The sequence below is a fragment of the Streptomyces sp. ISL-87 genome, from assembly GCF_018614095.1.
In the GTDB taxonomy this organism is placed as follows: Bacteria; Actinomycetota; Actinomycetes; order Streptomycetales; family Streptomycetaceae; genus Streptomyces.
This window is the reverse complement of the sequence record NZ_JAGGOY010000022.1, coordinates 71458-93915: the sequence shown is the minus strand read 5'-3', so window position 1 is coordinate 93915 and position 22458 is coordinate 71458. Positions and strand designations below refer to the sequence as shown.

Annotated in this window: 21 protein-coding genes; 16 read left to right on the top strand and 5 right to left on the bottom strand. The window is 71.5% G+C overall.

What is annotated here, in order from left to right:
- Window positions 1-89: 89 nt before the first annotated feature.
- A complete protein-coding gene (locus tag J7I97_RS08405) occupies window positions 90-1625 on the bottom strand; it encodes an MFS transporter (protein WP_214932297.1) in 1536 nt (511 codons plus the stop codon).
- Window positions 1626-1714: 89 nt separating this feature from the next.
- On the opposite strand from J7I97_RS08405, the gene J7I97_RS08400 reads away from it, so the two are divergent.
- Window positions 1715-2302 (top strand): TetR/AcrR family transcriptional regulator, encoded by a 588-nt coding sequence (locus J7I97_RS08400; RefSeq protein WP_214932295.1) that lies wholly within the window; start codon window positions 1715-1717, stop codon window positions 2300-2302.
- Window positions 2303-2389: 87 nt separating this feature from the next.
- Here J7I97_RS08400 and J7I97_RS08395 read toward each other — a convergent pair whose 3' ends face one another.
- Window positions 2390-3598 (bottom strand): CdaR family transcriptional regulator, encoded by a 1209-nt coding sequence (locus J7I97_RS08395; protein WP_214932293.1) that lies wholly within the window; start codon window positions 3596-3598, stop codon window positions 2390-2392.
- A gap of 199 nt (window positions 3599-3797) precedes the next feature.
- Between J7I97_RS08395 and J7I97_RS08390 the strand changes: the two genes are divergently transcribed.
- Window positions 3798-4724 (top strand): proline dehydrogenase family protein, encoded by a 927-nt coding sequence (locus tag J7I97_RS08390; protein WP_214932291.1) that lies wholly within the window; start codon window positions 3798-3800, stop codon window positions 4722-4724.
- Window positions 4725-4756: 32 nt separating this feature from the next.
- Window positions 4757-6388, top strand: coding sequence for an L-glutamate gamma-semialdehyde dehydrogenase (pruA, locus tag J7I97_RS08385; RefSeq protein ID WP_214932290.1), 1632 nt, complete (start codon window positions 4757-4759; stop codon window positions 6386-6388).
- 121 nt (window positions 6389-6509) lie between these two features.
- On the opposite strand, the gene J7I97_RS08380 is transcribed toward pruA, so the two are convergent.
- Window positions 6510-7235: a nitroreductase family protein gene (locus tag J7I97_RS08380; RefSeq protein ID WP_214932288.1), complete on the bottom strand. Its 726-nt coding sequence runs from the start codon at window positions 7233-7235 to the stop codon at window positions 6510-6512.
- An 88-nt stretch (window positions 7236-7323) separates the two neighbouring features.
- Between J7I97_RS08380 and J7I97_RS08375 the strand changes: the two genes are divergently transcribed.
- The 3 genes from J7I97_RS08375 to J7I97_RS08365 are packed head-to-tail and all read left to right on the top strand — an operon-like array spanning window position 7324 to window position 9140.
- Window positions 7324-8034, top strand: coding sequence for a tyrosine-protein phosphatase (locus J7I97_RS08375; protein ID WP_251058589.1), 711 nt, complete (start codon window positions 7324-7326; stop codon window positions 8032-8034).
- Window positions 8035-8052: 18 nt separating this feature from the next.
- Complete coding sequence (locus J7I97_RS08370) at window positions 8053-8601, top strand: SMI1/KNR4 family protein (protein WP_214932368.1); 549 nt, start codon at window positions 8053-8055, stop codon at window positions 8599-8601.
- Complete coding sequence (locus tag J7I97_RS08365; RefSeq protein WP_214932284.1) at window positions 8598-9140, top strand: GNAT family N-acetyltransferase; 543 nt, start codon at window positions 8598-8600, stop codon at window positions 9138-9140. Before J7I97_RS08370 ends, J7I97_RS08365 begins: the two co-directional genes overlap by 4 nt.
- A 388-nt stretch (window positions 9141-9528) precedes the next feature.
- On the opposite strand, the gene J7I97_RS08360 is transcribed toward J7I97_RS08365, so the two are convergent.
- Window positions 9529-10545, bottom strand: coding sequence for an NADP-dependent oxidoreductase (locus tag J7I97_RS08360; protein WP_214932283.1), 1017 nt, complete (start codon window positions 10543-10545; stop codon window positions 9529-9531).
- Window positions 10546-10646: 101 nt separating this feature from the next.
- Here J7I97_RS08360 and J7I97_RS08355 point away from each other — a divergent pair, with 101 nt between their 5' ends.
- The 5 genes from J7I97_RS08355 (at window position 10647) to J7I97_RS39485 (ending at window position 14721) form a co-directional block, all read left to right on the top strand.
- On the top strand, window positions 10647-11570 hold the full coding sequence (locus J7I97_RS08355) for a LysR family transcriptional regulator (protein WP_308369170.1): 924 nt from the start codon (window positions 10647-10649) through the stop codon (window positions 11568-11570).
- 272 nt (window positions 11571-11842) lie between these two features.
- Complete coding sequence (locus J7I97_RS39490; protein ID WP_285441022.1) at window positions 11843-11971, top strand: hypothetical protein; 129 nt, start codon at window positions 11843-11845, stop codon at window positions 11969-11971.
- 88 nt (window positions 11972-12059) lie between these two features.
- Window positions 12060-13100, top strand: a complete 1041-nt coding sequence (locus tag J7I97_RS08350) for a 3-isopropylmalate dehydrogenase (protein WP_214932280.1) — start codon at window positions 12060-12062, stop codon at window positions 13098-13100.
- Window positions 13101-13332: 232 nt separating this feature from the next.
- Window positions 13333-14418 (top strand): branched-chain amino acid aminotransferase, encoded by a 1086-nt coding sequence (locus tag J7I97_RS08345; RefSeq protein ID WP_214932278.1) that lies wholly within the window; start codon window positions 13333-13335, stop codon window positions 14416-14418.
- A gap of 174 nt (window positions 14419-14592) precedes the next feature.
- Complete coding sequence (locus J7I97_RS39485) at window positions 14593-14721, top strand: hypothetical protein (RefSeq protein WP_285441024.1); 129 nt, start codon at window positions 14593-14595, stop codon at window positions 14719-14721.
- Window positions 14722-14797: 76 nt separating this feature from the next.
- On the opposite strand, the gene J7I97_RS08340 is transcribed toward J7I97_RS39485, so the two are convergent.
- Window positions 14798-16240 carry a cytosine permease gene (locus J7I97_RS08340; protein ID WP_214932276.1) on the bottom strand — a complete coding sequence of 481 codons (1443 nt, stop codon included), beginning with the start codon at window positions 16238-16240 and terminating at the stop codon, window positions 14798-14800.
- 157 nt (window positions 16241-16397) lie between these two features.
- On the opposite strand from J7I97_RS08340, the gene ureA reads away from it, so the two are divergent.
- From ureA to cimA, 5 genes are all read left to right on the top strand, one after another.
- Entirely contained in the window at window positions 16398-17120 is a 723-nt protein-coding gene (ureA, locus tag J7I97_RS08335; RefSeq protein ID WP_214932274.1) for an urease subunit gamma, read from the top strand.
- A 47-nt stretch (window positions 17121-17167) separates the two neighbouring features.
- Window positions 17168-18850, top strand: a complete 1683-nt coding sequence (locus J7I97_RS08330) for an urease subunit alpha (RefSeq protein WP_214932362.1) — start codon at window positions 17168-17170, stop codon at window positions 18848-18850.
- 11 nt (window positions 18851-18861) lie between these two features.
- On the top strand, window positions 18862-19896 hold the full coding sequence (locus tag J7I97_RS08325) for an agmatine/peptidylarginine deiminase (RefSeq protein ID WP_214932272.1): 1035 nt from the start codon (window positions 18862-18864) through the stop codon (window positions 19894-19896).
- A 33-nt stretch (window positions 19897-19929) separates the two neighbouring features.
- The gene (locus tag J7I97_RS08320) at window positions 19930-20538 is read left to right on the top strand and encodes a TetR/AcrR family transcriptional regulator (protein ID WP_214932270.1); all 609 of its coding nucleotides are present in this window, start codon (window positions 19930-19932) and stop codon (window positions 20536-20538) included.
- A gap of 281 nt (window positions 20539-20819) precedes the next feature.
- Complete coding sequence (gene cimA / locus J7I97_RS08315; RefSeq protein ID WP_214932268.1) at window positions 20820-22445, top strand: citramalate synthase; 1626 nt, start codon at window positions 20820-20822, stop codon at window positions 22443-22445.
- The last annotated feature ends 13 nt before the right edge of the window (window positions 22446-22458 follow it).

Genomic DNA, 22458 nt, shown 5'->3' with positions numbered 1-22458 from the left:
ACTGGCTTGAACACGGGAAGGGCCCGGGGGAGACCCCGGGCCCTTTCGCGGTTCCACCCTTTACGTCTTACGTCTTACGTCTACGTCGCTCAGTGCACGAGGGCTTCGCCGGCCTCGGCCGGAGCCGCCGTAGCCGCGGCAGGAGCTCCCAGACCCCGCAGCAGGGCCACGGAGAGGACGCCGGCCGCGATCAGCAAGGCCGCACCGCCCCAGGCGGCGTACTGCATGCCGTGGACGAAGGCCTCGCGGGCCAGCGTCAGCACCTGCTCACCGGCCGGGCCGCCGAGCTGGTGGGCGGTGGCGACGGCGCCGCCCAGGGTCTCCCGTACAGCCGGCTCCGAGCCGCTCAGGTCCTCGCGGTAGACCGCGGTGCCGAGGCTGCCCAGGACCGCCATGCCCAGCGCGCCGCCGAACTCCTGGCCGGTCTCCAGCAGGGAGGCGGCCGAGCCGGCCTTCTCGGCGGGGGCGGAGCCCAGCGCCATGTCGGAGACCAGGGACATCACGGTCACGATGCCGGAGGCCAGCGCGCCGGCGCCGGTCAGCAGCAGCCACAGGGAGTCGGTGCCCACCAGGCCGATCAGGGCGAAGCCGGCGGCGGCGAGGGCGAAGCCGCCCGCGATGACGTGGGCCCGGTCGGTCTTCTGGGCCAGGGCCGCGCTGACCGGGGCCGCCGCGCCGATGACGACGGAGGGGGCGAGGCTCCACAGGGCGGCTTCCAGGGTGCCCATGCCGAGCACCGACTGGAGGTACTGGGTGGTGAAGTAGGCCGAGCCCATCATGGCGAATGCGGCCAGGGTGTTGAGGCCGATGCCCGCCCCGAAACCGCGTCCCTGGAACAGGGCCCGGCTGATTATGGCGTCGTCACGGGTGCGCTGGCGGCGGACGAACACGTACCCGAAGGCCAGGCCGATACCGGCACAGATCGCGTAGAGCGGCTCGAAGCCCTCGGCGGCGATCTCCTTGAGCCCGTAGACGACGGGCAGCACGGCGGCCATGGACAGCGGCACGCTCAGCAGGTCGAAGCGGCCGGGGGCCGGGTCCTTGAACTCCGGGACCAGCACCGGAACCAGGATCAGCAGGAGCAGCATCGCGGGGACGTTGATCAGGAAGACCGAGCCCCACCGGAAGTGGTTCAGCATCACGCCGCTCATCACCGAGCCGAGGGCGATGCCGCCGGTCATGGCCCCGGACCAGATGGCGATGGCCCGGCCGCGCTGCTTGGCGTCCTGGAAGAGGTTCCGGATGAGGGCCAGCGTGGACGGCATCAGGGTCGCGCCGCCGATCCCGAGCAGGACCCGGCAGGCGATCAGCATCTCGGCGCTGTTGGCGTAGCCGGCGCCGACGGAGGCGAGGCCGAAGGCGGTCGCGCCGATCAGCAGGAGCTTGCGGCGGCCGATCCGGTCGCCGAGCGAGCCCATCGTGATCAGCAGTCCGGAAAGGGCGAAGGCGTAGCTGTCGAAGATCCAGAGCTGCTGGGTGGCGCTCGGGTCGAGCTCCCGGGTGATGGCGGGGATGGCGAAGTAGAGGACGGAGACGTCCATCGAGACCAGGAGCAGGGGGAGCACGAGAACGGTGAAGGCGATCCATTCCCGGCGACCGGCGAGACGTGCTGCGGGGTTCGTCATGAGCAGCAATGTACAAGCGTCATAAACGCTTGTCTAGTACGACTGTCTAGAACTTCCGTCTAGGACGGCTGTCTTGTTACCGTGAGGCCATGGGACATCGCGAAGACTTGCTGGAAGGCGCCAAGGAGTGCCTGGTCGAGAAGGGTTTCGTGCGCACCACCGCGCGCGACATCGTCAAGGCGTCGGGCGCGAACCTGGCGTCCATCGGCTACCACTACGGCTCGAAGGACGCACTGCTGACGCAGGCGTTCATCGCGCTGATCGAGGAGTGGGGGGACAAGTTCACGGGCGCCGTGACGGGGGAGGGCGGCTCGCTGGAGCGCTTCCGTTCGGTGTGGGAGGCGGTGCACGCCGGGCACGAGGAGTCGGGCCCGGTGTGGGCGGCCAGCATGGAGGTCGCGCTGTCCCGGGAGCGGCTGCCGGAGCTGCGGGAGCTGCTCGCGTCCTCGCAGGGGGAGGGGCGCAGGGGGCTGGTCTCGATGTTCACCGGCGTGCCGGAGGAGCGGCTGAGTGAGGAGGACCTGCGCACGACGGGCGCGTTCTACCAGGCGCTGCTGAACGGTTTCATGATCCAGTGGCTGTTCGACCCAACGACCGCCGCGACCCCGGCGGAGCTGACGGAGGGGATGCGGCGGGCGGTGGAGGGTATGGCCAAGGCTTCGGGAGCGGCGGGCTAGGCGGAGGCGGAGCCGGGAACCGCCGCCCGGGCGAAGGGGACTTGCGGCTCGACGCGGTGGGCGGACGAATCGCGGGGTGACGGTGGATCAGCCGTGCAGGCGGGCCGCCTTGAGGGACATGTGGAGCAGCAGGCGGTCCTCCCCCTCGTCCAGGTCGAGGCCGGTCAGCTGCTCGACCCTGGCGAGCCGGTAGTACAGGGTCTGGCGGTGGATGCCCAGGGCCGCCGCGGCGCGGCCGGCCTGGCCCGCGCAGTCCAGGAACACCTCGGCCGTGCGGGCGAGTTCGCGGTGGGCGGGGCTCAGCAGGGCCCGCGTCGCGGGGTCGTCCACCGGGTCCGCCGCCAGGGTCGCCAGCAGCCGGTACGGGCCGATCCGCGACCACTGCGCGACCGGGCCGAACCGCGGCTGGGCCGCTGCCGCCCGGGCTCCCGCCGAGGCCTCCGCCCAGGCGTCGGCCAGGCTGGTCAGCCCCCGGCGGGGCTCCGCGATACCGGCGGCCGCGCCGCCCTGCTGGAGCAGCCGGGTCGCCATGGCCGTGGCGGGGGTGAGGGTGTCCGCCGAGCGGAGCCGGACCAGCAGGGCCAGCGCCTGGACGGGCTCTCGGCCGGCGGGATCCGATGCCTCGCCTGCCGGACCCGGGCCGGGGCCCCGGTCACCGCGCCCCCGCCAGGGGGCCAGGCACACCGCCGACGCCCCCGGGACCGACGCCGGGGCCTCCCCGGTCCACGGGGCCACGCACACCGCCGCGTGCAGTCCGTCGGCTCCGGGGCCCAGGGCGACCCGGAGCGCGGCCACCGCCATGTCCTGCTGCCAGCCCCGCCCGGCCGTGAGCACCGCCAGGAACTCCCGCGACAGATCGGCCCCGGCCTTCGCCTCCTCGGCGAGCAGGATCCCGATCCGCTGCGCCACCTCCATGGCCGAGGCCAGCGCCTCCGGCCCGGGCCCCGCCTCGGAGCCGGGCTCCGGATCGAGGAGCCATACGTAGCCCTGCACGATGCCCCGGTACCGCACCGGCAGGCAGATCCGCCCCCGGAAGACCCCCGCGTCCGGCGCCGCCGGGATCCGCACCGGCCCGGTGGCCCGGGCGATGCCGAAGGCCTCGAACCAGGACCGGACGGCCGCCGTCGACTGACGGGTCAGGATCGAGCGGGTGCGTACGGGGTCCAGTGCGAGTTCGCCGGATTCGCCGTCGTGCGCGCCGAAGGCGATGAGGCGGAAGTCCCGGTTCTCCAGCGTCGCCGGGGCGCCGAGCAGCGCCGAGATCTCGTCCACCAGGTCCTGGTAATCGCCCTTCACCCGGACATTCTCCCACCCGGAAACCGCTGCTTCAGACAGATGTATGAGATCCGGACCACGGATGCGTGACAGCTGTCGATGGCAGAGGATCGAGGCGATCCTTAGGTTTCACGGTGGTTTTACTTGCGTTTCCCTACGGTCCCCAGCCCACCCCCGCGGCGGACCGTGCCCGCTTCTGCCACCCGTTGGAGGTGCCCCCGTGCTGGGTCCCGTGATCCTCGCCGCCTCGCGCAGCGACAAGATGCGCCGAATCGTCTCTGCCGCCCCGGTGACCAAGCCCGTGGTGAACCGGTTCATCCCCGGTGAGACGGTCGACCAGGTCATCCCGATCGTCGAGGACCTCACCCGCAACGGGCTGGAGGTGACCCTCGACGTCGTCGGCGAGGACATCACCGCCGTGGAACAGTCCCACGCCGCTCGTGACGCCTACCTGGAGCTCATCGAGCGCCTGGCGGTCCTCGGTCTCGGCGAGACCGTCGAGATGTCGGTCAAGCTGTCGATGTTCGGCCAGGCGCTGGAGGGCGGCCACGAGCTCGCCCTCGCCAACGTCCGCCCGGTCGTCGAGGCCGCCGCGGCCATCGGCACCACCGTCACGCTGGACGCCGAGGACCACACCACCCTCGACTCGATGTTCGCCATCCACGAGGAGCTGCGCCGCGACTTCCCGCAGACCGGCTGCGTGATCCAGGCGTACCTCTTCCGCACCGAGGCCGACGCCCGCCGGCTGGCCGCCGCGGGCAGCCGCGTCCGGATCGTGAAGGGCGCCTACAAGGAGCCCGCCGAGGTCGCCTACCAGGACAAGGCCGAGATCGACAAGGCGTACGTCCGCATCATGAAGATCCTGATGGAGGGCGAGGGTTACCCGATGATCGGGTCCCACGACCCGCGTCTGATCGCCATCGCGCAGGAGCTGGGCCGCCAGGCCGGGCGCAAACTGGATGAGTACGAATTCCAGATGCTGTACGGCATCCGCAGCGAGGAGCACCTGCGGCTCGCCGCCGAGGGCCACCGGATGCGTGTCTACACCGCGTACGGGACGGACTGGTACGGCTACTTCATGCGCCGCCTGGCGGAGAAGCCGGCCAACCTCCTCTTCTTCCTCCGCTCGATGATCACCAAGAACTAGGTCCAGAACTAGCTCAAGGAGTTACCAGCCCCATGGATGCTGTGACCCAGGTCCCCGCGCCGGTCAACGAGCCGGTGCACTCGTACGCCCCCGGCAGCCCGGAGCGCGCACGTCTCGAGATCCAGCTCAAGCAGCTGTCCGAGAACCCGATCGACCTCCCGATGACGATCAACGGCGTCAAGCGGATGGGCGGCGGCGAGCGCTTCGACGTCGTGCAGCCGCACGACCACAAGTCGGTCATCGGTACGTACGCCAACGCCACCGAGGCCGACGCCCAGGAGGCCGTCGACGCCGCCCTCGCCGCCGCCCCGGCGTGGCGTGCGATGTCCTTCGACGACCGCGCCGCGATCATCCTGCGCGCCGCCGAGCTGCTGGCCGGCCCGTGGCGCGAGAAGCTGGCCGCCTCGACGATGCTGGGCCAGTCGAAGACCGTTCAGCAGGCCGAGATCGACACCCCGTGCGAGCTCGTCGACTTCTGGCGCTTCAACGTCCACTTCGCCCGCCAGATCCTGGCCGAGCAGCCGGCCGCGAACTCGGCCGGCGTGTGGAACCGCAGCGACCACCGGCCGCTCGAAGGCTTCGTCTACGCGATCACCCCGTTCAACTTCACGGCCATCGCCGGCAACCTGCCGACCGCCCCGGCCCTGATGGGCAACGTGGTCGTGTGGAAGCCGTCCCCGACGCAGACGCACTCCGCGGTCCTGCTGATGGAGCTCCTCGAGGCGGCCGGCCTGCCCAAGGGCGTCATCAACCTGGTGACCGGCGACGGCATCGCCGTCTCCGAGGTGGCCCTGACCCACCCCGAGCTCGCGGGCATCCACTTCACCGGCTCGACCAAGACCTTCCAGTACCTGTGGAAGACGGTCGGCAACAACATCGAGAACTACAAGTCCTACCCGCGCCTGGTAGGCGAGACCGGCGGCAAGGACTTCGTCGTCGCGCACCCGTCCGCGGACCGCGCGATCCTGAAGACCGCCCTGACCCGCGGCTCCTTCGAGTTCCAGGGCCAGAAGTGCTCGGCGTCCTCGCGCGCCTACGTCCCGGCGTCGATCTGGAACGACGGCTTCAAGGAGGCCTTCGCGGCCGAGGTCGACGGAATCTCCATGGGTGACGTCCGCGACCTGTCGAACTTCATCGGCGCCGTCATCGACGAGCGCTCGTTCGCGAAGAACAAGGCCGCGATCGACCGCGCCAAGGCCGACCCGACCTGCACGATCGTCGCTGGCGGCACGTACGACGACTCGGAGGGCTACTTCGTCCGCCCGACCGTCATCGAGTGCACGGACCCGGAGAACGAGGTCTTCACGACCGAGTACTTCGGCCCGATCCTGGCCATCCACGTGTACGAGGACGCGGAGTTCGACGCGATGCTGGCGCAGATGGAGTCGGTGTCGGCGTACGCGCTGACCGGCGCCGTCATCGCCCAGGACCGCTACGCGGCGGCCGACGCGATGGAGAAGCTCCGCTTCGCGGCGGGCAACTTCTACATCAACGACAAGTCGACCGGTGCCGTCGTCGGCCAGCAGCCCTTCGGCGGCGGCCGCGCCTCGGGCACGAACGACAAGGCGGGCGCCGCGTCGAACCTGATGCGCTGGACGTCGACCCGCTCCATCAAGGAGACCCTGGTCGCCCCGACCGACTACGCGTACCCCCACATGGGCTGACCCCGGCCCCCGCAGAACCCCGCCCCCGCTCCGGTACCCCCAAGCCCGGAGCGGGGGCGGTTCCAATTTCCGGGTGCGGGTGGACGGGGCGGGGGCACGGGGCGGGTGCACGAGGTCCCCCTCAGACCTCGACCAGGACCTGGTCCAGGGACTTGCGGAGGAGGTCGGGGACCTCGCAGTCGTCGGCGGGGTAGCCGATCGGGATCACCGCGAAGGCCTTCTCGTTCTCCGGGCGGTTCAGGACGTGGCCCAGGAAGCGCATCGGGCTCGGGGTGTGGATCAGGGCGGCCAGGCCGCTGAGGTGGAGGGCGGAGAGGAACATGCCGACCGAGATGCCGACCGACTCGTCGACGTAGTAGTGCTTGCGCTTCGTGCCGTCCGGGCCGAGCCAGTAGCGCTGCTGGAAGACCACGAAGAGCGCCGGGGCGTCCGTCAGGTGGGTCTTCACGGCGTCCGTGCCGATGGGGCGCAGGGCCGCGAGCCACTCGTCGCCGAGGCGGCCGTCGTAGGAGAGCTCCTCCTCCTGCTCGGCGGCGGCGCGGATCTGCTGCCGGATCGCGGGATCCTTGACCAGGACGAAGGTCCACGGCTGCTGGTGCGCCCCGGACGGCGCGGTCGCGGCGCACGCGATCGCGTCCCGGATGACCTGCTCGGGCACGGGGTCGGGGGAGAAGTGGCGTACGGTGCGCCGCTCGCCCATGCGGGCCCGTAACTCCGCGGAGCGGACGAGGGATTCGGGGCGCGGCATCCGCTCCGGCCGGTAGGCGACGGGGTGGTACGGCTCACCGTGGGTGGGGGTCCACTTCTTGGTTTCGGGCGTGGTCCCGGGAGTGGTCTCAGGCGACATGGACAGATTTTCACGCGGGGGAACCGTTCGTCGCCAGGGTCGCGTCGTCATGCCTTGTCCGATGTGTACTGACAGGGGGGCTATGGGTATGGCGACCGCCGGTCGATTCCTTGAGTGGGACGGCTGTTTCAACGTGCGCGAGCTGGGGGGCCTGGGGCGGGTCGTGCCGGGTGCGGCCGTCCGGGCCGACGGGCTCGACGCGCTCACCGCGCACGGCTGGACCAGCCTGGCCGCGCACGGGGTGCGGACCGTCGTCGACCTGCGCAATGACGACGAGGTCCGGGTGGACCGCGCGGCCCGCCCGGCCGGCCTCACCACCGTGCGGATACCGCTCGACGGGATCGAGCACCGGGATTTCTGGGACGTGTGGTGGGGCACTCCGGGTTTCGGAACCCCCGCCTATTTCCGGCCGTTCCTGGAGCGCTTCCCCGACCGGGTGGCGGCCGTGGCCCGAGCGATCGCCGAAGCCCCGCCGGGCGGGGTGGCCTTCCACTGCGGCCTCGGCCGCGACCGCACCGGGATCATCGCGCTCGTCCTGCTGCGGCTGGCCGGGGCGACGCCCGAGGAGATCGCCGCTGACCACGGGCTGAGCGAGCCCCGGGTACGGGCGATGCCTTCCGCGCAGGGCCGCCCGTACGACGCCGCGGAGATCGAGGAGTACGTCGACGGGCTCGGCACGACCGTCCACGACCTGTCCCGCGAAACCGCCGCCTGGCTGGAGGCCGGGCCGTACCTGCGCGCCGCTGGGCTCGACGCGGACGCGCTGGAGCGGCTGGGCGGGCGGCTTCAGGGGCGTTGATACGGTCCGGGGGTGGAGATGTGGGACGGCGTAGCCGTACGGGCGCGGGTGCGGGGCTTGGGGGAGAGCGACCCGGGGCTGACGCGGTCCGGGGCCGAGACGCATCGCTATGCCATGGGGGCGCCGCTGGGGGAGGCGGAGGTGCGGGGGTTCGAGAGCGCGCACGGGATCCGGCTGCCCGGGGCGTACCGGGCGTTCGTCGTCGGCGTGGGGAACGGGCCCGCCGGTCCGCACCACGGGCTGCTCCCCCTCACCACGCCGAGGCCCGAGGCCGGTGACGACTGGGCCGTTGACGGAGAGTGGGAGGACGACCGGCGCCCGGGACGGCTCGCCGCGCCGTTCCCGCTGAGCGGGCCCCGGCCGGGACCGCTCGGGCCGGTGGAGGCCGAGGAGTGGACCCGGGGCACGCTGACCCTCGCCGAGCAGGGTTGCGGGATGTTCTCCCGGCTGGTCCTGAACGGGCCGTACGCCGGGGAGGTGTGGGGGCTCGACCCGGACTGGGGTGGCTTCGTGCCCCAGGCCCCCGACTTCCGCGGCTGGTACACCGCATGGCTGGAGCAGGCATGAGCGGGACCCTTGTACGGCACACCTCGGACCTGACCGCCGGGGAGCTCGGCGAGATCCGGACGCTGCTCGACGGCGCCTTCGACGGGGACTTCTCCGACGAGGACTTCGACCACGCGCTGGGCGGGATGCACGTGCTGGTGCGGGAGGGCGGTGAGCTCGTCGCGCACGGGAGTGTGGTGCAGCGGCGGGTCGCGCACCGGGGGCAGGCGCTGCGGACCGGGTACGTGGAGGGGGTCGCGGTACGGGGCGACCGGCGTGGGCGGGGGCTCGGCGGGGCCGTCATGGCCGAGCTGGAACGGATCATCGCGCGGGCGTACGTGCTGGGCGCGCTGTCGGCCTCGGAGGCGGGCGCCGCGCTGTACGCGGGGCGGGGCTGGCAGGTGTGGGCCGGGCGGATCGGGGTGCTCGGGCCGGACGGGCCCCGGCGGCTGGCCGAAGAGGAGGGGTCCACGTACCTGTGGGTGCCGGACGGCGGGGCCCTGCCCGAACCCGCCGCCGGGCGGCTCGACTTCGACTGGCGCACCGGGGACGTGCTCTAGTCCGGAGTCCGGAGCCCGGAGTCCGGAGCCCGGAGCCCGGAGCCGCCCGGAGCCCGGAGCCCAGAGCCGCCCGGAGGCCGGAGCCGAGCGCCCCGCATTCTGCGGTTCTCCTGCATCAGGATCACCACGTGCTTCACATCGGTGATCGTGCCGGTCGCGGCGGCCGCGGCAGCCGCGGCCGCCGTCGCCGGCGCGACCGCGGGCAGGGCCGTTCCCGCCATCAGCCCGGCGCCGATTCCCACGAATCCTCTGCGGCTGATCGGTGTCACTGGCTACTCGCCTCCAACTCCAGTGCCCCGCTGGCACGTTGACCGCAAGAGTGACGGGAGCCGGTCCAAAGGTCTACATCCGTGCGGTAAGAAGTCGGTGAACATCCGGGTGGCTGGAATCAGCTGTCGACGCGGACGAGCATCTTGCCCAGATTGTCCCCCCGGAGCACCCCTAGGAAGGCCTCCACCGTCCGGTCAAATCCCTGCACAACGGTCGTGTCGGTACTCACGCGACCACTGCGCAGATGCGGGACGAGGAAGTCCTCCAACTCCTCCTGAAGATTGGTGTGATTGCGAACCAATACCCCTTCCAGGCGCAGCGACTTGTGTACGACCTCGAAGAGATTGCGGGGTGCGGCCGGCGAGCGGTCGCCGTTGTACATCGAGATCCCGCCGACCCATGCGATCCGTCCGTACTCGCGCAGTACGTCGATCGCGCCCTCCAGGTGGTCCCCGCCGACGTTGTCCACGTAGACGTCGATGCCGTCCGGGGCGGCCTCGGCCAGCTGCTCGCCGACCGGCCCGTCGTGGTAGTCGAAGGCCGCGTCGAAGCCGAGCCGCTCCGTGAGGTGGCGGACCTTCGCGGCCGAGCCCGCGCTGCCGGTGATCCGGCGGGCGCCGAGCAGCCGGGCGATGTGGCCGGTCGCGGTGCCGACCCCGCCCGCCGCGGCGGAGACGAACAGGTCCTCGCCCTCGCGCAGGGCCGCGGTCCGGGTCAGGGCGGCGTACGCCGTCAGGCCGGTGCCGCCCAGGATGCTGAGGTACGCCTCCAGCGGCACGCCCTCGTACCCGCGCAGCTTGCGCGTGCCGGCCACGCCGAGGGTGACGAGCGCGTGCGTGCGCCAGCCCTCGCGGTGGTAGACGAGGTCGCCCTCGCGCAGCCCCGGGTCGCGGGAGGCGACCACTAGGCCCACCGAGCGTCCCTCCAATGGGGTGTTCAGCTCGAAGCCGCCCTCGCCGCCGTCCATCAGTCCGCGGTGGTACGGGTCCACGGACAACAGGAGGTTCTCCACAAGTGCGGTGCCCGGGGCGGGGGAGGGGACCGGGGTCTCGACGTAGGCGAAATGGGCCGCGTCCGGGAAGCCGGTGGGGCGGGCGATCTGGTGGACGGCGTAGGCAGTGGTGTTCGTGGTCATGGGCGGCACGCTAGGAAGGAATCACCGGCCCGGGCAGGGGGTTCCGCTCATGGAAGCCGCCCATCCATGAACACCGCTCATAGAACGAGGTGAGAGCCCCCGTGGCCAGCCCCGCCCAGGCCGATCTGCTGCCTCAGGAACTCCGTGTCCTGGTCGCCGTCGCCGAGTCCGGCGGTTTCTCCGCCGCCGCGGCCGCACTCGGCCTCACCCAGTCGGCCGTCTCGCACTCTGTCCGCGGCAGCGAGGCCAAGGTCGGGGCGGTGCTCTTCGAGCGCGGGCGCGGCGGCGCCTCGCCCACTCCGGCGGGGGAGCGGGCCGTCGGGCACGCCCGCCGGATCCTGCGGCTCTACGAGGCCCTGCGCGCGGAGGCCCGGGGCGCGGCCGGCGGTTCGGTCGAGGTCGTCGGAGGAACCCTGCGCATCGCCGCCTTCCGGAGCGCGGCCCTGCATCTGCTGCCGCCCGCCCTGGAGCGGCTCACCGCCCGGCACCCCGGAATCCGCCCTGAGGTACGGGTGGTGCGCGAGCTCGGCGCCGGCGCCGCCGGGGAGGTGGTGGCCGGCCGCGCCGACCTCGGCATCGCGACGCTGAACGCGGGTGCCCCCGAAGGGCAGGGCGCGCGGGGCGCCCAGGGCGGCCCGGCCGGCCTGCTCACCGGGGTGCTCGCGGAGGAGGCGTACGCCCTGGTCCACCCGGCCGGGCACCCGGACCCGAAGTCGCTGCCCCTGCTGGACTGGGACGAGAACTGCGGCTCGTACACCCGCGACTGGTGGCGGGCCCAGGACTGGATCCCGCGGGCCACGGTCAAGGCGGAGGACGACGCGATGGTGCTCACCATGGTCGGCCGGGGACTCGGCATGGCGATCCTGCCCGAGCTGTCGCTCCGCGAGGCCACGGACGCCGTTGAGATCACCGATCTGGGCCCACGGAGGCCTCTGAGGCGCGTGGGATACGTCACCACCCCGGAATCTGCTGCAACTCTCGCCGTCAGGGCTCTGATCAGGGAACTTCGCTCCGACAGGAGCTGAAAACGGAGCGAAGACGGGGCCGCCGGGGAGATCCACTCGAGCGGTTCCCGTCTCAGATACTAGGAAGTCCGAGTAATTGCGGAGACATACAGCGCGAGCTGCCCTAGCTTTGTAGAAGCCGAACGTCTCGCTGATCCAGCGAATGGCGGTCGAGAGCGCGCGCCCTTTGGCAGGCAACCCCTGCGGCGCATCGCTCCCCGCCTCTTCCGGCGCCTTGAAGAAACCCCTCATCCGTGGCTCCGCCACGCCGTGATCTCAAGGAGTCGATCACCATGACCGCAATCACCGCTGTTCGCCGCGTCCGCCACTCCTCCACGGCCGACGCCGACCGCAAGAACGCCGCCGCCGCCCTCCAGCGCGCCCTGGATCGCCGCGACAACGGCGGCTCGACGGGCCACTGACGGGCTGCAGGCCCCTCAGGACGACATATTGCGTCCAGATGATGGACGCAATATGTCTGAGGGCTGGGACAGGGAGTACGGTTCCGACATGTCGACCAGCATCAATCTCGCAGTGATCCCCGGTGATGGCATCGGCCAGGAAGTCGTGGCTCAGGGACTCAAGGTCCTTACCGCGGTCCTGCCCCAGGATGTGAAGCTGGAGACCAAGGAATACGACCTCGGCGCCCAGCGCTGGCACCGCACCGGTGAGACCCTCCCGGACGCGGAGCTCGAATCCCTCAAGCATCACGACGCGATCCTGCTGGGCGCCATCGGCGACCCCTCGGTCCCGTCGGGCGTCCTTGAGCGTGGCCTGCTGCTGAAGCTCCGCTTCGCCTTCGACCACTTCATCAACCTGCGCCCCTCGAAGCTCTTCCCGAACACGGCCACCCCGCTCGCCGGCCGCCCGGAGATCGACTTCGTCGTGGTCCGTGAGGGCACCGAAGGCCCGTACACCGGCAACGGCGGCAGCCTGCGCACCGGTACGCCCGCCGAGGTGGCCACCGAGGTCAGCATCAACACGGCGTACGGCGTCGAGCGTGTCGTCCGCGACGCGTACGAGCGGGCCAACGCCCGCCCGCGCAAGAAGCTGACGCTGGTTCACAAGAACAACGTCCTCGTGTACGCGGGCCACATGTGGAAGAACATCTTCGACAAGGTCGGCCAGGAGTACCCCGAGGTCACCACCGACTACCTGCACGTCGACGCCGCGACCATCTTCTTCGTCACCCAGCCCGAGCGCTTCGACGTCATCGTCACGGACAACCTCTTCGGTGACATCCTCACCGACCTGGCCGCCGCCGTGACCGGCGGAATCGGCCTCGCCGCCTCCGGGAACATCAACCCGACCGGCAGCTTCCCGTCCATGTTCGAGCCCGTCCACGGCTCGGCCCCGGACATCGCGGGCACCGGCAAGGCCGACCCGACCGCGACGATCCTCTCGGTCGCCCTCCTGCTGCGCCACCTGGGCTACGAGGCCCAGGCCGTCCGCATCGAGGACGCGGTCGCCGCCGACCTGGCCGAGCGCGACGGCACCTTCCGCTCCACCGACGCGATCGGCGACGCCCTCGCCGCGCGAGTAGCCGGCTGACCCGGCAGCTCCACCTCAGGAAGCCGCCGGGTCATGCGACCATCGCACCCGGCGGCTTTTCCTGTGCGGCTCCGGGTGCCACCATCTCCCCTGGGCCGCTATCCCCCCGTTTCACCGAAGGTGCCCCGCGCGCGATAATCGAACGCGAGGCCGCGGAATGCGGGGAAGCTCGGACGTCCTAGTACGCCGTGAGCGCGGTCCGCCATACACAACCGGTGAAGGACAAGCACTCATGACGACGCCCACGATCGAGCTGAAGCCCTCCTCGAACCCCCTGTCCGACGCGGAGCGCGAGGCGATCCTGGCCAGCCCCGGCTTCGGCCGCCACTTCACCGATCACATGGTGACCATCAAGTGGACCGAGGGGCGCGGCTGGCACGACGCCGAGCTGGTCCCGTACGCGCCGATGTCGATCGACCCGGCGAACATGACCCTGCACTACGCGCAGACGATCTTCGAGGGCCTCAAGGCGTACCGCCAGCCCGACGGCACCGTGGCCACCTTCCGCCCGCAGGCCAACGCCGAGCGCTTCCAGTCCTCCGCCCGCCGCATGGCCATGCCCGAGCTGCCGGCCGAGCTCTTCATCGAGGCCTGCGACGCGCTGATCAAGCAGGACCGCGCCTGGGTGCCGGACTCCGGCGAGGCCTCCCTCTACCTGCGTCCGTTCATGTTCGCCACCGAGGTCGGCCTGGGCGTCCGTCCGGCCAACGAGTTCCTCTTCATCGTCATCGCCTCGCCCGCCGGCGCGTACTTCCCCGGCGGCGTCAAGCCCGTCTCCGTCTGGCTCTCCGAGGACTACGTCCGCGCGGTCAAGGGCGGCACCGGCGCGGCCAAGACCGGCGGCAACTACGCGGCCTCCCTCGTGGCCCAGGCCCAGGCCGCCTCGCACGGCTGCGACCAGGTGGTCTGGCTCGACGCCGTCGAGCACCGCTGGATCGAGGAGATGGGCGGCATGAACCTGTACTTCGTGTACGGCGACCGCATCGTCACCCCCGAGCTCACCGGCTCGCTCCTCCCCGGCATCACCCGCGACTCCCTCCTCACCATCGCCCGCGACCTCGGCTACACCGCCGAGGAGGGCCGGATCACCACCGAGGACTGGAAGCGCGACACCGAGAACGGCACCCTCACCGAGGTGTTCGCCTGCGGCACCGCCGCCGTCATCACCCCGGTCGGCACCGTCAAGTCCGAGGGCGCCAACTGGACCCAGGGCAACGGCGAGCCCGGCGAGGTCACCATGAAGCTCCGCAAGGCGCTCCTTGACCTCCAGACCGGCCACGCCGCCGACGCCCACGGCTGGATGCACCCGCTGGGCTAGGAGCGCGCCCGACAGTTCCACCTGTACGGGCGAACCCCGGGGCGCTGCCCTTCCACAGGCCCCTGCCGCACCGCGCGGCAGGGGCCTGTGGGCTTTCCGGCCCCGGCTTCGCCTCGTGCGGGCGTGCGAAGTCCGCCTCGGCGCAGATGCGGGGGTGCGTACCGCCGTGCGAGTTTGAACGCGCCAGCCGATCCGGCGCCGGACACCGGCAAGGACGCGCTGACCCAGCTCCAGCCGAAGATCCAGAAGCTCGACCAGTCGGTCAGCGAGGCGGCCACCGCTCAGAAGTGCCCGGGCGGCTGACGGCAGCCTGCGACAGGGCGCGGGCCCCGGGGAGACGTTCTCCCCGGGGCCCGCGCCATGGCGACGAGCGCCGCCGTCAGTCGGCGGCGACCCCGACCGCGACCGCGGCCGGCGCGGCCGTCCCGGCGGGTTCGGACGCGTTCGCGGTCCGGAAGGTCAGCGCCAGGTACACCAGGCCGCCGGCCAGGCCGGAGAGGACGAAGGAGCAGTCCACGCCGCCGGTCAGGGCGAGCAGCGGGCCCTCGTAGAACGGGGTGGTCACGGCGAGCAGGCCGACGCCGGCGCCGATCACCCAGGAGACGGTGGCCTGTACGTTCCAGCCGGCGCGGTACCAGTAGATCCCGCCCACCGAGCGGCGGTTGAAGACCTGAAGCGCGTCGGCGTCGTACTGCCCGCGGCAGCGGACGTACCCGATCAGGGTGATCACGGCCCAGGGGGTGCCGATCGCGGTCAGCAGCAGGACGAACGAGGTCATCGCGGACTGCACGTCCCACTCGAAGGAGCCGAAGAAGACGAACGCGGTGGCGACGGCCGCGGCGATCACGGTGGCCTTGGTCCGGGTGGCCTTGGGCACGATGGCGTCGAGGTCGAGGCCCATGGAGTAGAGCATCAGCCCGGCGTTGCCCACCGAGCCGGCCGCGGCGGCGGCGAGCAGCGGGACCAGGTACCAGAACGGCGCGGCGTCGACGAGCGGTCCGGCGTAGTCGGCGCCGGCCTTGGCGGCGAGCGCGGTGTAGGTGCCGAACAGCTGCGGGATCAGCAGGCCGATGAGCAGGCCGAAGCCGGTGGCCCAGTAGACCTTGCGGGAGCTGTGCTTGAGGGGGGAGATGTAGCGGGTGTAGTCGCCGAGCAGGGTGATGAAGGCGACCGGACCGCTGAGGCCCGCGGCGACGGCGGCGAGTATCCAGGTCGGCCAGAAGGAGCCGAGCAGGTACGCGGTGTCCGGCGGCGCGGCGGTGGTGAAGTCGGGGGCGTAGGCGTAGATGCCGACGGCCAGCAGGGCCACCATGCCGATGGACAGGACCTTGCTCATGCGGAGCAGCAGCCGGTAGCCGAATACGGCCCCGACGACGGTACAGGCGGCGAGTACGCCGTACATCGCGGCGTGCGTGAAGCCGGTGTCCGGCAGCCCGACGAGCCGGGACAGGGTGCCGACCATGACGTCGCCGCCGATCCACAGCGTCAGCGCGGTGTAGCCGAGGGCGAGGAGCAGGCCGACTACGGACCCGACCAGCCGGCCGCGGACGCCGAACTGGGCACCACTGGAAGTGGAGAGGTTGGTCGCGGTGCGCAGGGAGACCAGCGCCAGCGGCGCGGTGAAGGCGATACCGACGAGGGTTCCGGTCACGATGGCGGTGACGGAAGGCCACAGACCCAGTCCGAAGGACGGGGGCAGCCAGCCGAACACGATCACGCCGAGGCAGAGATTGGAGCCGAGGAGGATCGAGATCAAGTCACGGGGACCGCTCGTCCGCTCCTCTTCGGGGATGGTGTCGACTCCGCGCTGTTCGATGGGCATGGGGGGAACTCCCTTGGCAGGGCGGGGGGTGGTTCGCATTTGTTTGAGCGACACTCAATGTGACCTAAGCCCTGGTCCCAGGTCAATGCTTCATTGCAGAGAAATGAAGAGTTAGAGTGATGCTCTAACCCATCGACTCAAAAGGTGGTGGATCGGCGTGCGGCTGACCCCTACGGAGCGCGACCGGCTGCTGCTGCGCAGCGCTGCGGAACTGGCCAGGGCCCGGCGGGCCCGGGGCCTCAGGCTCAATGTCCCGGAGGCCACCGCGCTGATCGCGGACACGGTCTGTGAGGCCGCACGCGACGGCAAGCGGCTGGCGGAGGCCATCGAGGAGGCCCGGAGCGTGCTGGGCCCGGACGATGTCCTGCCCGGCGTGGCCGACGTGGTCGCCGAGGTCCACGTGGAGGCCGTCTTCGACGACGGATCCCGCCTGGCGGTGGTCTCGTCCCCGATCCGTGGAGCGGTCGGCCTGGGCGACGACGCCCCGGGCGCGGTCCTGCCCGGCCCCGGCGCCCCCCAGCCGGAGCCGGCCCTGCACCTGCGCGTGCGCAACACCGCGTCCGTGCCGGTGAGCGTCACCTCCCACTTCCACTTCTTCGAGGCGAACCCCCGCCTCGACTTCGACCGCGCCGCGGCCTACGGGATGCGGCTGTGCGTCCCGGCGGGCTCGTCCGTACGGTTCGACCCGCACGGCGAGGGCGAGGTCGGGCTGGTCCCGATCGGCGGCGACCGGATCGCCGTCGGCTTCGCCGGCCTGGTGGACGGCCCCCTGGACGCCCCGGGCGCCAAGGAGGAGGCCCTGGCCCGAGCCGCCGCCTGCGGCTACCTGGGTACGGGGATCAGCGAGCCCGCCGGCGGCACGGACGGAGACAAGGCGTGAGCAGGCAGACCCCCCACAGCGACCACTGCGCGCCGGGCAGCCGGCACATCGACCCGCACGAGTACGCCTCCGTCTTCGGCCCCCGCGCCGGGGACCGGGTCCGGCTCGGCGACTCCGGGCTGACCGTCCGGGTCGAGCACGACGCCCAGCAGCCCGGCGACGAGTTCCTGGCCGGCTTCGGCAAGACCGCCCGCGACGGCCTGCACCTGAAGGCCGCAGCCGTCCGCGAGACCTGCGACGTCGTGATCAGCAACGTTCTGGTCATCGACGCCGTCCTCGGCATCCGGAAGGTCTCCATCGGCATCCGCGAGGGCCGTATCCACGCGATCGGCCGGGCCGGCAACCCGGACACCCTCGACGGGGTGGACGTCGTGGTCGGCACCGGTACGTCGATCGTCTCCGGCGAGGGCCTGATCGCCACCGCCGGCGCCGTCGACACCCACGTCCACCTGCTCTCCCCGCGGATCATGGAGGCCTCGCTCGCCGCGGGCGTCACCACGGTCATCGGCCAGGAGTTCGGCCCGGTCTGGGGCGTCGGCGTCAACTCCCCGTGGGCGCTGCGGCACGCCTTCAACGCCTTCGACGCCTGGCCCGTCAACATCGGCTTCCTCGCCCGCGGCTCCTCCTCGGACGCCGCCCCGCTGGTCGAGGCCCTGGCCGAAGGCGGCGCGAGCGGCTTCAAGGTCCACGAGGACATGGGCGCCCACACCCGCGCCCTGGACACCGCCCTGCGCGTGGCCGAGGAGTACGACGTACAGGTCGCCCTGCACAGCGACGGCCTCAACGAGTGCCTCTCCGTCGAGGACACCCTGCGCGTCCTGGACGGCCGCACCATCCACGCCTTCCACATCGAGGGCTGCGGCGGCGGGCACGTCCCCAACGTGCTCAAGATGGCGGGCGTGCCGAACGTCATCGGCTCCTCCACCAACCCCACCCTGCCCTTCGGCCGGGACGCGGTCGCCGAGCACTACGGCATGATCGTCTCCGTCCACGACCTCAAGCCGGACCTCCCCGGCGACGCCGCCATGGCCCGCGACCGGATCCGCGCCGGGACGATGGGCGCCGAGGACGTGCTGCACGACCTGGGCGCGATCGGCATCACCTCCTCCGACGCCCAGGGCATGGGCCGCGCGGGCGAGACCATCCGCCGCACCTTCGCCATGGCCGCCAAGATGAAGGGCGAGCTGGGTCCGCTGGCCGGCGACGGTGAGGGCGACGACAACGCCCGCGTCCTGCGCTACATGGCCAAGCTGACCATCAACCCGGCCATCGCCCACGGTCTGGCCCACGAGATCGGCTCCATCGAGGTCGGCAAGCTCGCCGACATCGTGCTGTGGCGCCCCCAGTTCTTCGGCGCCAAGCCGCAGCTGGTCCTCAAGTCCGGCTTCCCGGCCTACGGGGTCACCGGCGACCCCAACGCCGCCACCGACACCTGCGAACCGCTGGTCCTCGGCCCGCAGTTCGGCTCGTACGGGGCCACGGCCGCCGACATCTCCGTCGCCTTCGTCTCCGCCGCGGCGGCAGCCCTCGGCAGCGACGAGATGCCGACCCGCCGGCGCCGGGTCGCCGTCCGCGGCACCCGCGGCATCGGCCCGGGGAACCTCCTCCTGAACTCCCGGGTGGGCGCGGTCGATGTGGACGCGCGCAGTGGGCTCGTCACCCTCGACGGTGACCCGCTGCGCTCCGAAGCGGCCGATTCGGTCTCCCTCAACCGCCTGTACTTCCTTTAAGGACCTTTGCCATGACGAAGCCCGCAACCGACGGATTCCGGATGCCCGCCGAGTGGACGCCCCACGAGCGCACCTGGATGGCCTGGCCCAGCCCCAACCCGACCTTCACCAACGAGCAGGAGCTCGCCGAGGCCCGCGAGGCCTGGGGCGCCGTCGCGCGCGCGGTCCGCACGTACGAGCCCGTCACCCTCATCGTCTCCCCGGGTGACGCCGAGAGCGCCCGCGCCATCGTCGGCGACGACGTCGACCTGGTCGAGCAGGAGCTCGACGACGCCTGGATGCGCGACATCGGCCCGACCTTCGTCACCAACGACGCCGGCGAGCTGGCGGCCGTGGACTGGACCTTCAACGGCTGGGGCGCCCAGGAGTGGGCCCGCTGGGACCACGACGCGAAGATCGCCCGGCACATCTCGGACCTGGTCGGCACCCGTACGTACAGCACCCCGCTGGTCAACGAGGGCGGCGCCATCCACGTCGACGGCGAGGGCACCGTGCTCCTCACCGACACCGTGCAGCTGGGTGAGGGCCGCAACCCCGGCTGGACCCGCCAGCAGGTCGAGGCCGAGATCCACGCCCACCTCGGCACGACCAAGGCGATCTGGCTGCCGTACGGCCTGGCCGGCGACTACGGCACCTACGGCACCCAGGGCCACGTGGACATCGTCGCCGCCTTCGCCCGCCCCGGCGTGGTCATGGTCCACACCCAGCCCGACCCCGCCCACCCGGACCACGAGCGCTGCAAGACCATCGCCGCCATCCTGCGCGCGTCCACCGACGCCCGGGGCCGGCAGCTGGAGGTCGTGGAGATCCCGGCGCCGACCGTCCTGGAGGAGGATGGTGAGTGGGTCGACTACTCCTACATCAACCACTACCAGTGCAACGGCGGCGTCGTGCTCTGTTCCTTCGACGACCCGCGCGACGAGAAAGCGGCGGAGATGTTCCGTGGACTGTTCCCCGAGCGGACCGTGACACTGGTTGACGCACGTACGATTTTCGCCGGGGGTGGCGGTATCCACTGCATCACCCAGCAGCAGCCGAAGGTCTGACCCACGGCTGACCTCATGTAAAAGGAGTGGCCCATGGTGGCGGGTGGAGTACGCGCGGCTCGGAAGAACGCCCCGCCGCGCGAGGACGTACTCGTCGCCGCCATGGCCACGATCGCCGAGCGCGGCCTGGACGGCCTGACCATGGCCGGCCTGGGCCGCCAGGTCGGCATGAGCAGCGGCCACCTCCTCTATTACTTCGGCAGCAAGGACGAGCTGCTGCTCCAGACCCTGGAGTGGAGCGAGGCGGCCCTCGGCGCCGAGCGGCGGGCGCTGCTGTCCCGCAGCGGGACGGCGCGCGAGCGCCTCCAGGCGTACGTCGACCTGTACGTGCCCGACGGCCCCCGGGACCCGCACTGGACCCTGTGGCTGGAGGTCTGGAACCGCTCGCAGAACGCGGGCCAGAAGGAACGCGACCGCCAGGCGGCCATCGAGGGCGCCTGGCACCGCGACCTGGTGGCGCTGCTCGCCGCGGGCATCTCGCGCGGGGAGTTCCGGGCCGTGGACCCCGACCGCTTCGGCGCCCGGCTGCGGGCCCTGCTCGACGGGTTCAGCATCCAGGTCGCCGTGGGCCTGCCCGGGATCGGGCGGGACGACATCCTGGCCCACGTCTCGGAATTCTTTGACGAGGCGCTCGTATCGTGAGACGCGTGTCCATGCACGCGGACGGCTGTGCCACACTGCGGGCGTGCCTGCTCAGCTCATGATTATGGACAGCAGCGCGCCGGTCCGCAGTGACCGCTGAACCGTGAACGAACTTCGCGGAGGCGGCCACAGTGCCCCAGACCCGCGCGCAGACCTCTCGCACCCGCGAGAGGTTTTTTCGTTTTCCGGCACCATCCAGGCCGGGAGCAGGCTGCGCGCGATGATGGGGGCAGTGGATCCCGGGAATCCGGAACCACTCATCCGACAGGAGTCAGATCAGCATGACGACGACACCAGAGGCGACAGGGGCAGTAGCGGTCCTCGACGACAGCTTCCACGTCTTCGACACCACCCTGCGCGACGGCGCCCAGCGTGAGGGCATCAACCTCACCGTCGCGGACAAGCTGACGATCGCCCGGCACCTGGACGACTTCGGGGTGGGCTTCATCGAGGGCGGCTGGCCGGGCGCCAACCCCCGCGACACCGAGTTCTTCTCCCGCGCGCAGGCCGAGATCGACTTCAAGCACGCCAAGCTGGTCGCCTTCGGCGCGACCCGGCGGGCCGGCGGCTCGGCCGCCGAGGACCCGCAGGTGCGGGCGCTGCTGGAATCGGGCGCTCCGGTGATCACGCTGGTGGCCAAGTCGCACGACCGCCATGTCGAGCTGGCGCTGCGCACCACGCTGGACGAGAACCTGGAGATGGTCCGGGACACCGTCTCCTACCTGGTCGGACAGGGCCGCCGGGTCTTCGTCGACTGCGAGCACTTCTTCGACGGCTACCGGGCCAACGCCGAGTACGCGAAGTCCGTCGTACGCGCCGCCCACGAGGCCGGCGCCGACGTCGTCATCCTCTGCGACACCAACGGCGGCATGCTGCCCGCGCAGGTCACCGCGGTCGTCGCGACCGTCCTCGCCGACACGGGCGCGCGCCTCGGCATCCATGCCCAGGACGACACCGGCTGCGCGGTGGCCAACACCCTGGCCGCGGTCGACGCGGGCGCCACGCACGTCCAGTGCACCGCGAACGGCTACGGCGAGCGGGTCGGCAACGCCAACCTCTTCCCGGTCGTCGCCGCGCTGGAGATCAAGTACGGGCGCCAGGTCCTCCCGGAGGGCGCGCTCGCCGAGATGACCCGGATCTCCCACGCCATCGCCGAGGTCGTCAACCTCACCCCCTCCACGCACCAGCCCTACGTCGGCGTCTCCGCCTTCGCGCACAAGGCCGGCCTGCACGCCTCCGCCATCAAGGTCGACCCGGACCTGTACCAGCACATCGACCCCGAGCGGGTCGGCAACACCATGCGGATGCTGGTCTCCGACATGGCCGGCCGCGCCTCCATCGAGCTCAAGGGCAAGGAGCTCGGCGTCGAGCTCGGCGGCGACCGCGCGCTGGTCTCCCGGGTGGTCGAGCGGGTCAAGGAGCGGGAGCTGGCGGGCTACACCTACGAAGCCGCCGACGCCTCCTTCGAGCTGCTGCTCCGCGCGGAGGTCGAGGGCCGCGCGCGCAAGTACTTCCGTACGGAGTCCTGGCGCGCGATCGTCGAGGACCGCCCGGACGGCACCCACGCCAACGAGGCCACGGTCAAGCTGTGGGCCAAGGGCGAGCGGATCGTCGCCACGGCGGAGGGCAACGGCCCGGTCAACGCGCTGGACCGGGCCCTGCGCGTCGCCCTCGAACGCTTCTACCCCCAGCTGGCCAAGTTCGAGCTGGTCGACTACAAGGTCCGCATCCTGGAGGGCAAGCACGGCACGGAGTCCACGACCCGCGTCCTGATCTCCACGACGGACGGCACCCGCGACTGGTCCACGGTCGGCGTCGCCCCGAACGTGATCGCCGCCTCCTGGCAGGCCCTGGAGGACGCCTTCACCTACGGCCTCCTCCACGCGGGCGTGGAGCCGGCCGAGTAGCTCGCGGTCGTCG